Origin of the sequence: Caballeronia concitans (assembly GCF_001544615.1) — a bacterium.
GTDB lineage: Bacteria > Pseudomonadota > Gammaproteobacteria > Burkholderiales > Burkholderiaceae > Caballeronia > Caballeronia concitans.
Map to the genome: position 1 here is coordinate 176,846 of NZ_FCNV02000007.1, position 15,755 is coordinate 192,600.

A 15,755-nucleotide genomic window follows, 5' to 3' on the forward strand; every position below is an offset into this window, starting at 1 on the left:
GCGCCTGCCTTGCGCGGTCCTGGCATCAACCATGCTAATAGTCGGTGCCTCGAGTCGTTACCATCGAATCAGCATGCGAACCATTACGTCGTACCGGGGAAGTGCGGCTGCTCGCGCCGTGTTGGCGCGACATACAGGAACGTATGGGACAAGCAATGTCATTCGCTTCGCGCGTGCACTCGATCATCGGGCTCATCGCACGCGCACTCGATATCGTCCGGGTTTTAGGCTTGTTTCTCGTGGCGACAGTCTCGATGTGGTTGTTCGAGACGGCCGAGAGACTCTTGAGCCGCATGAAGAAAAGCCGTCAATAAATCAGGCCGAGCCGCTTTTCGTCTGCTGTCTTTCAGTGAGCGGCGCGGTCGTTAGCACATTCAAATCGTCATTGGCAGTCTGCCAAGCCCCGGGAGCGCCCATGTATCAGGAGATACTGTGAAAGTTGCCATTGTCCACGATTGGCTCGTGGTGTCGGGCGGAGCCGAGAAAGTATTGCAGCAGATCATCGACTGCTATCCGAATGCCGACATCTTTACGCTCGTCGACTTTCTGGAAGATCGCACCTGCCTCAGAAATCGTCCGGTTCATACTTCCTTCATTCAGAAGCTGCCCTCCGCGAAGAAGCGCTACAGGAGCTACTTGCCCCTCATGCCGCTCGCGATCGAGCAGTTCGATCTCTCCGGCTACGACCTCGTGATTTCGAGTTCGTACGCGGTCGCCAAAGGCGTGATCACCGGCCCGGATCAACTGCATATCAGCTACATGCATTCGCCGATCCGCTATGCGTGGGACCTGCAACATCAGTATCTGAATGAGGCGGGTCTTTCGAAGGGCATCAAGTCCCTTCTTGCGCGCGGGTTGCTGCACTACATTCGCGGCTGGGACGCCCGTTCGACGAACGGCGTGGACCATATCATCGCCAATTCGCATTTCATCAGCCGGCGCGTCAAAAAGGCGTACCGCCGCGATGCGACCGTGATCTACCCGCCGGTCGATGTCAGCGCGTTCGGCATGCGCACGCAGAAAGAAGATTTCTATGTGACCGCGTCGCGCATGGTTCCGTACAAGCGCATCGACATGATCGTGAAGGCGTTCTCGATGACGCCGGAGCGGCGTCTCGTCGTCATCGGCGACGGGCCGGACATGCACAAGGTCCGCGCGGCCGCAGGTCCGAACATCACGATCATGGGCTATCAGTCGTTCGAAGTCCTGCGCGATCATCTTCAGCGCGCGCGCGCTTTCGTCTATGCGGCGGAAGAAGATTTCGGAATCTCGATCATCGAAGCGCAGGCATGCGGCACGCCCGTCATCACGTTTGGCAGAGGCGGTGCGCTGGAAACGGTCATCGGCATTCCGCGCGAGCGGCCGACCGGTGTGTTCTTCAAGGACCAGACGCCTGCATCGCTCAATGAAGCCGTGTCGCGTTTCGAGCGCAATAGACATGCATTCGACCCGCGCGTCTGCCGCGAAAACGCGGAGCGCTTCTCCAGCGAAATCTTCAAGGCCTCGCTCAGCTCGTTCATCGACATGCGGCTGGCGCGCTTTCAATCGGATGCAGCGGCCGATCGGCGTCCCGTGCACGGCGACGTTGCGGTGCCGAAGGGTGCGGTCGAATCGGTCGAGCCTCTCGAGTGATCGAGAGTCGATGATTAGTTGACCGTATCGAATCGCTTGGCTTGCGCATGCGCCGCGTTCTTCTCGGTGTCGATGAGGGACGTGGCGGCAATCGTCCTGAAGCCTGACGCGATAGCCGCAAGCGCTCGTCCGATGGTGCGTGCAGCCATCGGCACATGAACCTTGGATGGCGCGTGCGCATTCTCATGGCGCTCCAGTTCACTGGCAATATACGGCGCCTTTCCGTAGAAGCTGAGAAACGGACCCGCGTTCGCCCTGGCGCGGGTATACATGCGCGACTTCTCCAACAACGTCGCCAGCAATTTCTGATCGATCTGGTCCGCATGCCTTCGTAGCGTCTCGAGCGCGGCCGCGGCTGCGGTCAGCGATTGCGCGAGCACCGGCAGCGTGCGTCCGATGCCGACATCGAGCAGGCGAAGAACACGCGGCAGATCGGCCGGCGTATCGGCAAGCTCACGATTGGCGAGCAGGATGGCCGCATCAGGCGATCCGCGCGCGGTCTGAAACAGATTCACGGCATCGGCAAGCGTGAACCTGTCTCGCGCTCGAAGCCGGATGGCGACATGAGCGAGCGCACATGCGATGAGCGGATCGTCACGCACGCTATTCCAGTCGAAGCCGTTAGTGAGTTCTTCGGCGAGGCGCGGCGCCTGCACCATTTCATTCATCGCGAGAAGCGAGAGCAATGCACTGCGCGGACCTTCCGATGCGCGGGAAACAACGACGCTCAATGGATACTCTTGTCCTTCGGCATGCATGTTCGGCGTAAGAAGAACCTTCACGTGACCCGCCGGAAGCGATACGAAGCACGGCGGAAGCTCGGGTCCGCCAATCTGAAAGAGACACGGCTCGCGCGTGTCCACTTCGAATTGTTCGGCATAAGCGCACGATCGGTGCTGATGGATAACGAGCTCGACGGGGCGCCACGTTCCGAATCGCGGCGCCCATAGTTGTCCCCATACCTGATAAGCAGGCGTCTCATCGAACGACACGCGTGATGCTTCCGCGAGATCCACATGCGCGGCGGCCCACGTGAGCCATTCGGGAATGTCGTCGGGAACGAGGTCGATGGTATGTTGAGCGAAGCGTCCCACGAACGGAATGCGGCGCGTGATGTTCGGACCGTTCATCGTCGACACCTTGACGACCACCGCCGATAAGCCGCTCGAACCTGGCCGGCCCATGCTTTCCGATGCTCTCCCGCCACCGTTCGCGTCGTCCGGCAATTCGACCGTGGTTGCGTGCTTCGTGGATATGATGACGCGCTCGACTACCGATCCCCGTTCGCTCTTGACTTCCGCAGGCAATGCGACGTCTTCTTTGTCGTCATCGCTCAACGACGCGAGACTGAGGATAACGACTCGGCTCATGAGATGGGGCTCTTGGATTTAAGAGGGTACATAGTAGGTCAAATCAATGGGTTTGACTACGATCGACGTTCGCACCGAAAGCTCTTGCAAGGCGGCACTTGAATGCCGGCGTCACTTCTTCAGCACATCGGGACTGGGCGCTGACGCGGAATCGAATGCGTCAGCGTAAGGAGCAGGACGCGTGATGACGCGCTGCGCCTGCGCATCGAATACTTCTCGCGAGAAGCGGCGGCGGAATTCCTGCGCGAGCAAGGCAACCGGCACATCGCGAGCGGCAAAGATGCGTTCCACGAATGCGTCGTGATCGCCCGAGGGAAAGAGCAGTGCTTGCGGCAAATAAGCATCGAGTCCTGAAACGCGCGCGACGACAATCGGACGCTCGGCGAGTATCGATTCGATCATCACGAGCGGCACACCTTCGAATGCGGAGGGAAGCACGAGCGTATCGCTTGCTGCGATATACGGAAGCACATCGTTCTTCTTGCCCAGTATGCGAACGCACTCCGACAGCACCGGGCTTGCTTCGACCATCGCGGCGAGGCGCGCCGCGTCCGGCCCTTCGCCGATAATCAACACGATGCTGCGCCTGAACGCACCTGGGTGACGTTCGATCGATTCCAGCAGGAAGTCGTGGCGCTTCTGTTCGAAATCGATCCGCCCTATGTGCGTGATGATCGTCGTGCCGTCATCGGGCAAGCCGAGCGACGCGCGCGCTTCGGCTCGCGTGAGCATCGTGCGCCCGAAGCGGTGATCGACGCAATTCTCGAGGATCATCGTGCGCGCATGTGGTGCGAACATGCGCAACTTGGCGCGCAAATGCTCGTTGAGCGTGATGAACTCATTCGGCATGCGATACACGCCACGCTTGGCAAGCCACTTTGCTTTGTCGCTCAGACGAGCGCTCTTGGGGCGGTCGTCAACGAGCGGCAGATAGCTGATGCTTCGCGTGCCGGACAAGCGCGCGGCAAACAGGCCCGCGAGCCCCGAGACGATGGTGCCTTGCGCGATCAACAGCCTATGCAGCTGCAGCTTGCGAAGAATGGACGCAGTGAATCGGGCCATGCGCAACAATGCAAAGAGATTTCCGCGTATGGACTCGGCGGTAAAGGGAAGGGCAATCGTCTGTACTTTGCGATGTTCGCTCGCAAGCTCGGCTACAAATCGAAAGAGCGCCGCGTTGTCTCGGGGGACGAAGACATGCAGCGCCTCGATGTCCGCACTCTGAACGAGTGCGAGCAAGAAGCGCTTGAGCATTTCTTCGTGGCCGCCGTTGATGCCGGAGTCGCAATAGATTCCCACCTTCACGACGTCCTCCCTTGTTGCGCGCGTTGGAGCGCGTCTTTACGGCCTTCGTGTCGACATAAACGAACTCGTTCCAGCATCAAAAGTTTAGTGACGGCTTGCCGCCGATGTCCAGGAAACATCGTCGAAGGGCGCTTTACCAAGGGCTTGCCCGCAAGCGGCTTAATATCATAAGTAAAGGATTTCAAGGAAGTCTCACGTGAGCCGCCATCGCCTCGGAGCGGGGCAGAAAGCGCTAAACGCGGTGCCGGTTCGTTAATGGGGCCATCTAGATGCGCAGCCCTTCGTGTCTGGCGGACCGGCGCGTCGCTTACAGGCGACGCACTTGTGTTCAGCTTACATTCTTCCTGCGTAAAACGCTTGAACGATCGTTCGCAGGGCTATCGATATTGTTGTTCGAAAGCGTTTTTTCGGGTACATAACGGTGCATCGGTATGCTAACGTCGGTTGTAATCATCGTTTGAACCGTTGACATCAGGCCAGGCTTTCGCGTCGACATTGTTACTAGACTCTCTGAAGCATTCGTGCCGGAGGGTCGACTCTTTGTCGAGGCGACGCTGCCTCTAGCGGCAAACTGCCCGCCGAACGTGTATCAAGCGCCACATCGGTGCACTGCGCGTTGCGGACGGCACTCATTCGATCGGGTATGACCATGGACCAGCACGATGAGTTGCGGTCGCTTTACTCAGTCATCTGCCCTCGCTGTCAAAGCATCTCTCCGGCGGATGACATCGCATGCCCATACTGCGGCGCGGATCGCCACGGTGCAACGCTAACGAGGGCCGACGAATCGGCAGCCGTGTTGCGCGAGTCGTCCAGCAGCGGACACGGCGCACAAATGGAAGGCTACGAACCGGATCGTCGCGCTCCGACGATGGAGGCGAGCAGCCCTTCATTCCTTGCACTGGCTCGCGTGCTGTCGCCCAGGCCAAACCGCGCGATCTTACTCGCGGTGAGCGTTTGTTTCGTTGCTGGTGCTTACGCGTTGATGCACGCCACATTGAACAACGGCGCCCGATCGCAGCACACTGGAGTGAGTGCCGTAGGCACCGTGGGACTCGCTGCACCGATCTCGCCGGCAGATCGAACAAACGAACGGCCAGCGACGAAGACGAAAGAAGGTAGCGAATCCAGTCGATTTGCGCCGAACCGCTTGCTCGCCTTCGAGACATCGCTACAACGGGTAGCTTTTATCGTGCCAGGGTCCGCGCAAATGACCCCTTGCAGTGTAACGCCTGCCGCGGCGCTCGGTCTCGACATGCTTTGGTGCGATCCGCGCGCAAATAAGGGCGTGGGGAAGGCTATCGATTCGCGTGAAGAGCGACCAATGAAGGCGGACGAGGCTAAACGAGATCGTCTGATGAATGCGCGACCATCGACGAATGCCCAACGCACCGTGCGCGTTGAAGAGAAGCAACGGGTAACACCGTCAGTAGGCAAGAGCAAACCGACCGTCGCCTCCAAGTCGAACGCGTGCTCAGGAAAAGGGGACGCATGTAAAAAGAAAGCGGCGAGCCGGGGATCGCTAATGGACAAGAAGCCGCAGCGCACGGCTTCGCGGGAGAAAAAGCTGGAAGCCAGTTATACGCAAAGTCCGACTGTCCTGCCGCCTGTAGTCAATCCCGCGATGACATCGGCGGGCAGCTGGACGCCCAGTACCAGCCCGGAACCATATGCCGCCGCCTTACACGAAGACACCAGTCGCACCGTTCCGCACCCTCGTGCAACAACTTCAAACAAGGGGCGCGGTGAAGCGCATTAATAGTTAGCATAACGGAATAAACGAGTGGGAATCGTCGGATCATCGGCGTCATCTCCGATTCCACGCATGCGGTTATCGCCGGCGGCAGCGCGGTGCAGCACGCGCATTGCCTTTATAGTGCTTCTATCTGAAACGCCAAAAGAGAAGAAGCATGAGTATCCCGACCCTCAACACGCCGGCTGCACTTATTGACGTGCGCCGGATGCGCCATAACATCGAGCGCATGCAGTCGAAACTCAACGGGCTAGGCGTGACATTCCGCCCTCATGTGAAGACGACGAAATGCAGCAAGGTGGTCGCCGCGCAAATTGAAGCCGGCGCGCGGGGCATTACTGTCTCGACGCTCAAGGAAGCGGAGCAGTTCTTCGATGCAGGCATTCGCGACATTCTCTATGCGGTCGGCATGGTTCCCACCAAGCTGCCGCAAGCACTGGCCTTGCGACGCAAGGGTTGCGACCTGAAGATCATCGTCGACAGCCTGCAAGCGGCGCTTGCAATTTCGAGCTACGGTCAGATGCACGGCGAGCGCTTCGAAGTGTGGATCGAGGTCGATGTGGATGGCCACCGGTCCGGCGTTCAGGTCGAAGATGACTTGCTTGTTGAAATCGGCCGCGCGCTTGTGGACGGTGACATGACCTTGGGTGGTGTCCTCGCGCACGCAGGCTCCAGCTATGAATACGACACGAAGGAAGCGCTAGAACAGATCGCGGAACAGGAGCGCGCTCTGACGGTTCGTGCGGCAGAGCGGCTTAGAGAGGCAGGGCTTCCGTGTCCGGTCGTGAGCATTGGTTCGACGCCCACCGCGCTTTCCGCGCAGCATCTCGAAGGCGTGACCGAAGTCAGGGCCGGAGTGTATGTCCTCTTCGATCTCGTCATGCACAACGTGGGCGTGTGCGGGATCGAAGACATCGCGCTTTCGGTGCTGACGACGGTCATCGGTCATCAAGAGGAGAAAGGCTGGGCTATCGTCGATGCGGGCTGGATGGCAATGAGCCGTGATCGCGGCACACAGCGCCAGTCACGCGATTTCGGTTATGGCCTCGTATGCAGCGAAGAGGGAGAGGTGCTCGGCGACTACGTGATGAGCGGCGCGAATCAGGAGCACGGCATCGTGTCGCGAGCCGGCTCGATAGATACGGAGATCGCGGCGAAGTTTCCCATCGGCGCGCGTCTTCGCATCGTGCCGAATCACGCTTGCGCCACGGGGGCGCAGCATCCCGAATATCACGCCATAGCAGAGGATGATTCGGTCGAGACGTGGCCGCGATTCTATGGCTGGTAAGCGAAACTTACTGAAATGAATTTGCCGCCGGATGCCTGTTTCAAGGCTTCCGGCGGCCTCGTCGAATGCGTTTCAGGCTGCGAGCGCTTCATCGATCTTGTCGATGTCCACGATGGCTTTCACGGCCGCCGCATGCTCGCGAATCAGGCGATAGACGGTTTCGCCCGGCACCGTTTCGGATTCCAGCAATTGATCGGCAATGGCGCGCAACACCGGTTCGTTCGCCTTGAGCAACGAGAAACAGGCGTCGTTGAGATCGTGCAGAAGCTCGTTCGCATGCGCGATCGCCGTCTTCAATTGCAGACCTGCGACCTGTTGCGGCAACGCGGCAAGACTGAAGAGATTGCCCTCGGTATTGAAGCCGAACTTCGACACCATATCCAGCCCGATACGCGACGCTTCCTGCAAGTCTTGAGCAGCACCGCTCGATGCTTCGTTGAACATCAGCAATTCCGCATTGCGCCCGCCGAGCAGCACTTGAATCTCATTGCGCATCTCCGTCTCGCGATAAAGATGCTTGTCCTGCGTCTTCGTGATGAGCGCGACACCCAATGCACCGCCGCGCGGCAGGATCGTGACTTCTTCGAGCACGCCCGTATTGAGCAATGCCGCCACGAGCCCGTGGCCGGCTTCGTGAATGGCAATGCGTGTGCGTTCGTCGTCGGACAAGGCGCGCTCTGCACCGTTGATATCGCCGATGCGCGCAATCTTGATCGCCTCGACGAAATGCCCGGCCGCGACTTCCTTCTCGCCTGCCTTGCGCGCAACGAGTCCCGCCTGATTGGCGATCATCGCAAGCGTGGCCGGCGAAAGACCGGTGGTGAGGCGCGCGAGTTGCGTGAAGTCGATGTCGCCGCTCTTCGTCTTCAGGCTCGCCGCATAGAAGCGCAGGATCTTTTCGCGGTCTTCGATATCCGGCAGACGCACCTGAATGGTTCGATCGAAGCGGCCCGGACGACGCAGCGCTTCGTCGAGATTGTCCGGATGATTCGTCGCCGCCACGATGATCACGCCTTCGTTCGACGCGAAGCCATCCATCTCGGCAAGCAGCTGATTGATGATGCGGTTGCTCTCGGCCTCAACGGGACCGCCGCCGCTATCCGTGCGCTTGCCGAGGCCATCGGCTTCGTCGATGAATATCACCGTCGGCGCATTCTTGCGCGCCAGTTCGAACAGATGCTTTACTTTTTGAATGCCGACACCGTAATACTTCGCGCTGAAATAACTACCCGTGATCGCGATGAAGTTCGCGCCGCACTCGCCGGCGAGCGCCTGAGCAAGACGCGTCTTGCCGACGCCGGGACCGCCCGTCATCAGAATGCCGCACGGCGCGCGCACGCCCATGCCGGTGAATTGCGCGGGTTCGGTGAGCCATGCACGCACATCCGTGAGAGCGGCCTTTGCCTCGCCCGCGCCGATCACATCGTCGAAGCGCATCGTCGGAGACTTGGTGAGCAGCTGCGCGCCGCCGCGCATCTCGCGTCGCATGAACCACAAGAGACCGCCGACCATCAGCACCGGCAGCAATATGCTCAGGACGTCGCGCAGGCGATCGAAGTTGTCGGCCCAGCGCGCCATGCCGGTCTGCACGTTCGCGTCCGGCAGCCAGACCAATTGATACGGAGCGTTCGCACCCGACTTCAAATCACCGATCAAGAGCGCATTGGAAAAGGAGCCGTTATGGTCGGCGACGTAGTATTTCTCACCGTGTTGCGTGGACACGAGAATCGCATCACGGCTCACGCCGATTGCGCTGACGTCGTGAGCGCGAATATCGGTCATCAACTCGGAGACGTCTTTCTCGCGATGCGTCCACGGCGCGGCATCCGCACGCATTTCTTTCGCGACGCCCGGCAAAGCCTGCGCCTCGTGCTGTGAGAGCGTTGCGTTGTGACGCCAGATAAACGCGCCAGCCGCAGCGGCAAGCGCGACAGTGGTCACGCCATATGCAATGAAGCGGCCAACGCGTGACCGCAAAAAATTCCTTACCGGTTTCATCAGGCAAATCCTGAACGGTTCCGCCAGGCGCGGCCGTTAATGTATGGTCGGAGCGTGAGGTCCGAAGTGTGTCGGGGGTATTGCTTCGGTGGTGGGATGCCCGCCGCGCGCGGCTTGACGATTGACCTTGAACCGCTAAAGAGCAGTCAGTGTTGCTTGCCATTCTCTTAACGGCAAGCGGCGCACCTTCTTGATCTTGAACGAAAGCGGTAATTCCTACTCGCGTCTCGTCTATTCAAGCGTTTTCTTTAAAGCGTTTCCGAGGATATCACAGCATTAATTTATGCTCCACGCGGTAAAGAATGCCGCCTCTATGAAGAGTAGTACTCTCGGCACATATCGATGGCGTCTCCGCATTTTCCCTATGTTACGATCGTAACAACACTGCTATAAACTGAGATCAATCTATCAAAACCTGTTGTGCATCGCGCAAGCGCACAACTCACTCGATCTCATGGTGGAAACCGTCTCGAAGTCCGTCGTCGCGTGGCCCGGCAAGGCGCAGGCTCACACAAGCGCGCGCAATCCCGGCGTGCCGTTCGATCTCGCATGGCTCGAAGGCCTGCGGGTGAATCAATCGGCTGTATCGCGAAGGACGTCCACGCTCGGCACGCGGCGCGCCGTCAAGAAAGACGCGCAAGCAGCGTGGCTGCTCAAAGCCATTACCTGTATCGATCTCACTACGCTTAGTGGCGATGACACCGCCGCGCGCGTCGAACGGCTCTGCGCTAAAGCACGCCGTCCTTTGCGCGACGATCTGCTGGACGCACTCGGCATGTCGGGTCAACCCATTACGACAGGCGCGGTCTGTGTGTATCACCGCTTCGTCAAGACCGCAGTCGATGCGCTGGAAGGCAGCGGCATTCCGGTCGCGGCCGTCTCTACTGGTTTTCCCGCCGGCCTCAATCCGCATTCGCTCAAGCTCAAGGAAATCGAGGCTTCGGTGGCGGACGGCGCAAAGGAAATCGATATCGTCGTCACGCGCGAGCATGTGCTGACGGGAAACTGGCAAGCGCTGTATAGCGAAATGCGCGACTTTCGCGCGGCTTGCGGCGATGCGCACGTCAAGGCAATTCTCGGCACCGGCGACATTCGCACGTTATCCAATATCGCCAAGGCGTCGATGATTTGCATGATGGCCGGCGCGGATTTCATCAAGACATCGACGGGGAAGGAAAGCGTCAACGCAACGCTCGACGTGTCGCTCGTGATGTTGCGCATGATTCGCGAATATCTCGCGCGCACGGGCGTCGCAGTCGGTTTCAAACCGGCGGGCGGTGTGTCCAGCGCCAAGTCAGTGCTTCAGTACCAGATCCTCATGAAGGAAGAACTGGGGCGCGCGTGGCTCGAAGCCGATCTCTTTCGCATCGGCGCTTCCAGTCTTCTTGCCGATATCGAGCGGCAACTCGAGCATCACGTAAGCGGGCGCTATTCGGCGTTCAATCGTCATCCGGTTGCTTGACCAAGCACTTACACATAAAGCCTCATGAGCGTAGCCGAATATTTTTCTTCGATGGAATACGGACCCGCACCGGAAGACGATAGCGCCGTGCACGCATGGCTCGACGAACACGCCGGCCGCTTCGGTCACTTCATCAATGGCGCGTGGCGAGCGGGCGTCGATGATGAGCGATTCGATTCGCGCGAACCGGCGACAGGCCGCGTGCTTGCATCGATTGCTCAGGGCGCGGGCGCGGATGTCGACGCAGCCGTGCAGGCCGCTCACGATGCGCTCGAATCCTGGCAAGGCTTGGGCGGCGCAGGCCGAGCACGGCATCTTTATGCTTTGTCGCGGATGGTGCAAAGGCATAGCCGTCTCTTTGCCGTGCTCGAATCGCTCGACAACGGCAAGCCGATCCGCGAGTCGCGCGATATCGATATACCCCTTGTTTCAAGGCACTTTCTGCATCACGCGGGATGGGCGCAGTTGCAGGACCGCGAGTTCGCGGACTGGGCGCCGCTCGGTGTGATCGGGCAGATCGTGCCCTGGAATTTCCCGCTATTGATGCTCGCGTGGAAGATTGCGCCCGCGCTCGCGCTCGGCAATTGCGTCGTGCTTAAGCCCGCGGAGTATACGTCGCTGACGGCACTGCTTTTTGCGGAGCTTGCGCATCGCGCGGGCTTGCCGAAGGGCGTGCTCAACGTCGTGACCGGCGATGGCCGCACGGGCGCTGCGTTGGTCGAGCATCCACGCGTCGCGAAGATCGCGTTCACGGGATCGACGGAAGTCGGCCGCCATATTCGCGCGACGACGGCCGGATCGGGCAAGTCACTCACGCTGGAACTCGGCGGCAAGTCGCCGTTCATCGTATTCGACGATGCCGATATCGATTCCGCTGTCGAAGGCGTGGTCGATGCAATCTGGTTCAATCAAGGCCAGGTATGTTGCGCGGGTTCGCGCCTGCTCGTGCAGGAAGGCATCGAAACGCAGTTCGTCGACAAGCTCAAGCGCCGCATGGAAACGCTGCGTGTGGGGCATTCGCTCGACAAGAGCATCGACATGAGCGCGATTGTCGATGACGTGCAGCTCGAACGCATTCGCGCACTCGTCGAAAGAGGACGAAGCGAAGGCTGTGCGATTCATCAGCCGTCGCGTCTCACACTGCCCGAAGGCGGCGCTTTCTTCCCTCCGACGCTCGTGACCAACGTTGCGCCCGCTTCCACGCTCGCGCAAGAAGAAATCTTCGGGCCCGTTCTGGTGACGATGAGTTTCCGCACGCCGGAAGAAGCCGTCGCCCTCGCGAACAATACGCGCTATGGGCTTGCGGCGAGCGTATGGAGCGAGAACATCAGCCGGGCGCTGGATGTCGCGCCGCGCCTGCAATGCGGTGTCGTATGGATCAATGCGACGAATCTCTTCGACGCAGCCGTGGGTTTCGGCGGTTATCGCGAGTCCGGGTTCGGCCGGGAAGGCGGACGCGAGGGCATTTACGAATATCTCAAGCCGCGCGCCTGGTCCAAGCTGCCGGTACGCGATGAATCGAAAACGCTTTCCCCGCAGTTGGACTCACTCACGGATGGCGGCAATGTCAGTGCGATCGACCGCACCGCGAAGCTTTATATCGGCGGCAAGCAGACGCGTCCCGATAGCGGCTATTCGCGGATCGTGCGCGCGCCGTCGGGCGTGATCGTCGGAGAAGTAGGCGATGGCAGTCGCAAGGACATTCGCGATGCGGTGACCGCGGCGCGCGGCATGACGAAATGGTCGGCCGCGACTGCGCATAATCGCGCGCAAGTGCTGTATTACCTGGCGGAAAATCTGAGTGCGCGTGCCGATGAATTCACTCGACAACTCACTCTGCGCGCCGGCTGTAACGAGCGCGATGCGAAGCGGGAAGTGGACGCATCGATCGCGCGTTTCTTCACGTATGCGGCATGGGCCGACAAGTTCGACGGCGCGGTGCATGCACCGCCTCTGCATGGCGTGGCGCTTGCAATGCATGAACCGCTTGGCGTGGTGGGTATCGTATGTCCCGATGAAGCGCCGCTGCTTGGATTCGTCTCGTTGGTCGCGCCCGCGCTTGCGCTGGGAAATCGCGTGGTCGTCGTGCCAAGCGAGACGTGTCCGCTGATGGCGACCGACTTCTATCAGGTGGCGGAAACGTCGGACGTGCCGGGCGGAGCGCTCAACATCGTCACTGGCGACGCGCGTACGCTGGCGCATACGCTTGCGAGACACGACGACGTCGATGCGCTATGGTGCTTCCACGGTCTCGCGCTCTCGGCTATGGTCGAGCGCGAGTCGGTCGGCAACCTCAAGCGCACGTTCGTCGATCAGGGCCGCGTGTACGACTGGCACGATGCATCGAGTGAAGGCTTGCCGTTCTTGCGTCAGGCAGTGCAGGTGAAGAATATCTGGGTGCCTTACGGAGATTGATCGAGGCATTGAATCAGAGAGTTTAATGGGCGTAGATTTCGAATGGGACACGCCCTTCGCATGGAGGAGACGCTGTGCTGAAGAACATCGATCCGCTGTTGAACGCCGATATCCTTTACGCGCTTGCCGCGATGGGTCATGGCGATGAAGTGGTGATTTGCGACGCGAATTTCCCCGCCGATTCCGTCGCGCGCCAAACGCCGCTGGGCAAGCTCTTGCGCGTGGATGGTGCGAATGCGCCGCGTGTCGTGCGTGCGGTGTTGTCGGTATTGCCGCTGGATACGTTCGTCGATGATCCCGCAGGCCGCATGGAAGTCGTCGGCGATTCTTCCTCGCTACCCGCCGTGCAGCGCGAAGCGCAACGCGAAGTGGATGCAGCGGAAGGACGTGCAATGCCGTTTGCACCTATCGAACGATTTGCTTTCTACGAGCGCGCAAAGAAAGCCTATTGCGTGATTGCCACAGGCGAAGCACGCGGTTACGGCTGCTTCATCTTCAAGAAGGGCGTCGAGCTTGCGCCCGATGCACCGCAAGGGGACGCACAATGAGCGGTAGCGTCGTCATCCTCGGCATCTACGTGACCGACCTTGCGTTTCGCGCGCAACGCATGCCCTTGCTCGGCGAGACCGTGGCGGGGTCCGCTTTTGCAATGGGGCCGGGCGGTAAAGGCTCGAACCAGGCCGTCGCGGCCGCGCGTGCAGGTGCGGACGTGATCTTCTGCACGCGCATCGGCAACGATGCGTTCGGCAACATCGCGCAAGCCACATGGGCCGCTGAAGGCATCACCTCGCGCGCCACTGTCATGGACGAAGTGGCCACAGGCGCCGCGCATATCTACGTCGACGAGAATACGGGCGGCAATGCGATCATCGTCGCGGCGGGCGCGGCAGGCACGCTCGGCCCGGAAGATGTCGATGCAATCGAAGACGATATTTCCCGTGCGGCGGTTTTCGTCACGCAACTGGAACAACCGATTCCTGCCGCGCGGCGCGGCCTCGAACTGGCACGAAAGCATGGCGTGATCACCGTGTTCAATCCCGCACCGGCCTTGCCGCTTACCGACGACATTTATCCGCTTTGCGACTACATCACGCCCAACGAAACGGAAGCGGCGGCATTGACGGGCATGACAGTAAGTTCCGTCGACGATGCACGCCGCGCCGCGAATATTCTCTTGGCCAAGGGCGCTCGCGCCGCGATCATCACGCTCGGCGAAGCGGGTGCGTTGCTGCATACCGCGAATGAATCAGTGCTCGTGCCGGCGTTCGATTGCGGGCGCGTGGTGGAGACGGCCGGTGCAGGCGATGGCTTTACCGGTGGCTTCGCTGCCGCGCTTGCGCGTGGCGAAAGTCCCCTGGATGCGGTGCGTTTCGGCTGCGCGCTCGCGAGCATTTCGGTGACGCGCGCGGGCACCGCACCATCCATGCCGCGCCTCGATGAGATCAACGCGCTGCTCGCGGAAAGGAGCGTCACGCAATGAAAGCGTCGAAGTGGCTCGCCGACCGTCAGTTCAATTTTCTTGTCGGCGTGAACTTACTGGTAATTGTGGTTGCGACGTGGCTTTCGCACGGCCAGTTTCTCGACATCGACAATCTGCAGTCGATGGGCGGACAGTTGCCCGAACTCGGCCTGCTTGCGCTTGGAATCATGCTTTCGATGGTATCGGGCAATGGCGGCATCGACTTGTCGGGTGTGGGGCTTGCGAATCTCTCGGGCATGGTCGCGGCAATGCTGTTGCCGCAGCTCCTTTCCGCTGACGATTCGCCCGCGCTGTACACGGCGGCGTTCGTCTGCATCGTCGTGGCAATGGGTCTGATCGGCGGCTTGCTCAACGGCGTTGTCATTGCCAAGCTCAGACTCACTCCCATTCTTTGCACGCTCGGCACGCAATTGCTGTTCACCGGTATCGCAGTGGTGTTGAGCAATGGCGCTTCGGTACGCGTCGAGTATGTCGATCCCTTATCGAATATCGGCAACGGGACGTTCCTGCAAGTGCCGATCGCATTCTGGATTTTCATCGCAGCCGTGTTGCTGCTCGGGTGGATACTCAAGCGCACGCCGTTCGGCTTGCGGCTCTATTTGATGGGCACCAATCCGAAAGCCGCGTTTTATGCGGGTATTCCACGCGCGCGCATGCTGATTCTCACCTATGGCATGTGCGGCGTGCTGGCATCGCTTGCCGGTCTCATCAGTGCAACGCATACGTCCAGCGCAAAATGGGACTACGGCAATTCATACCTGCTGATCGCCATTCTCATCGCGGTGATGGGAGGCGTGAATCCGGCAGGCGGCTATGGCCGCATTGTCTGTGTGTTTCTCGCCGCGACGGTGCTGCAGTTTCTGTCGAGCCTCTTCAACTTGCTTGGCGTGTCGCAATTTTTCGGCGATTGCGCGTGGGGCTTCCTGCTGCTTGCTTCGCTCGCTTTCGCGGGCGGCGAACGCGTCCGTGCGATCTTCGGCATCGGCGGCGCCGCGCCTACGACTAAAGTTCCACCGCCGCCTGCATCGACCGGACGTTGATATCTGCCATGT

Annotated in this window: 11 protein-coding genes; 8 read left to right on the forward strand and 3 right to left on the reverse strand. The window is 60.1% G+C overall.

Annotation, left to right across the window (positions count from 1 at the left end):
* The first annotated feature begins 432 nt into the window (after window positions 1–432).
* Window positions 433–1,632, forward strand: coding sequence for a glycosyltransferase family 4 protein (locus tag AWB72_RS17665; RefSeq protein WP_084592747.1), 1,200 nt, complete (start codon window positions 433–435; stop codon window positions 1,630–1,632).
* Window positions 1,633–1,646: 14 nt separating this feature from the next.
* Here the strand turns inward: AWB72_RS17665 and AWB72_RS17670 are convergent, their stop codons facing one another.
* Window positions 1,647–3,002, reverse strand: coding sequence for a hypothetical protein (locus AWB72_RS17670; RefSeq protein WP_040049164.1), 1,356 nt, complete (start codon window positions 3,000–3,002; stop codon window positions 1,647–1,649).
* Window positions 3,003–3,113: 111 nt separating this feature from the next.
* Window positions 3,114–4,307, reverse strand: coding sequence for a glycosyltransferase (locus tag AWB72_RS17675; protein ID WP_040049165.1), 1,194 nt, complete (start codon window positions 4,305–4,307; stop codon window positions 3,114–3,116).
* Between the two features lie 835 nt (window positions 4,308–5,142).
* Between AWB72_RS17675 and AWB72_RS28570 the strand changes: the two genes are divergently transcribed.
* A complete protein-coding gene (locus AWB72_RS28570) occupies window positions 5,143–6,066 on the forward strand; it encodes a hypothetical protein (RefSeq protein ID WP_143754639.1) in 924 nt (307 codons plus the stop codon).
* Window positions 6,067–6,217: 151 nt separating this feature from the next.
* Entirely contained in the window at window positions 6,218–7,348 is a 1,131-nt protein-coding gene (locus AWB72_RS17680) for a DSD1 family PLP-dependent enzyme (protein ID WP_040049166.1), read from the forward strand.
* A 72-nt stretch (window positions 7,349–7,420) separates the two neighbouring features.
* Here the strand turns inward: AWB72_RS17680 and AWB72_RS17685 are convergent, their stop codons facing one another.
* A complete protein-coding gene (locus tag AWB72_RS17685) occupies window positions 7,421–9,346 on the reverse strand; it encodes an AAA family ATPase (protein ID WP_040049167.1) in 1,926 nt (641 codons plus the stop codon).
* A 454-nt stretch (window positions 9,347–9,800) separates the two neighbouring features.
* On the opposite strand from AWB72_RS17685, the gene deoC reads away from it, so the two are divergent.
* The 5 genes from deoC (at window position 9,801) to AWB72_RS17710 (ending at window position 15,743) form a co-directional block, all read left to right on the forward strand.
* Entirely contained in the window at window positions 9,801–10,808 is a 1,008-nt protein-coding gene (gene deoC, locus AWB72_RS17690; protein WP_040049256.1) for a deoxyribose-phosphate aldolase, read from the forward strand.
* 24 nt (window positions 10,809–10,832) lie between these two features.
* Entirely contained in the window at window positions 10,833–13,223 is a 2,391-nt protein-coding gene (locus AWB72_RS17695; protein WP_040049168.1) for an aldehyde dehydrogenase family protein, read from the forward strand.
* A gap of 74 nt (window positions 13,224–13,297) precedes the next feature.
* Window positions 13,298–13,771, forward strand: a complete 474-nt coding sequence (locus AWB72_RS17700; protein WP_040049169.1) for an RbsD/FucU family protein — start codon at window positions 13,298–13,300, stop codon at window positions 13,769–13,771.
* Window positions 13,768–14,703 (forward strand): ribokinase, encoded by a 936-nt coding sequence (rbsK, locus tag AWB72_RS17705; RefSeq protein WP_040049170.1) that lies wholly within the window; start codon window positions 13,768–13,770, stop codon window positions 14,701–14,703. Before AWB72_RS17700 ends, rbsK begins: the two co-directional genes overlap by 4 nt.
* Window positions 14,700–15,743, forward strand: coding sequence for an ABC transporter permease (locus tag AWB72_RS17710; protein ID WP_040049171.1), 1,044 nt, complete (start codon window positions 14,700–14,702; stop codon window positions 15,741–15,743). Before rbsK ends, AWB72_RS17710 begins: the two co-directional genes overlap by 4 nt.
* Window positions 15,744–15,755: the final 12 nt, after the last annotated feature.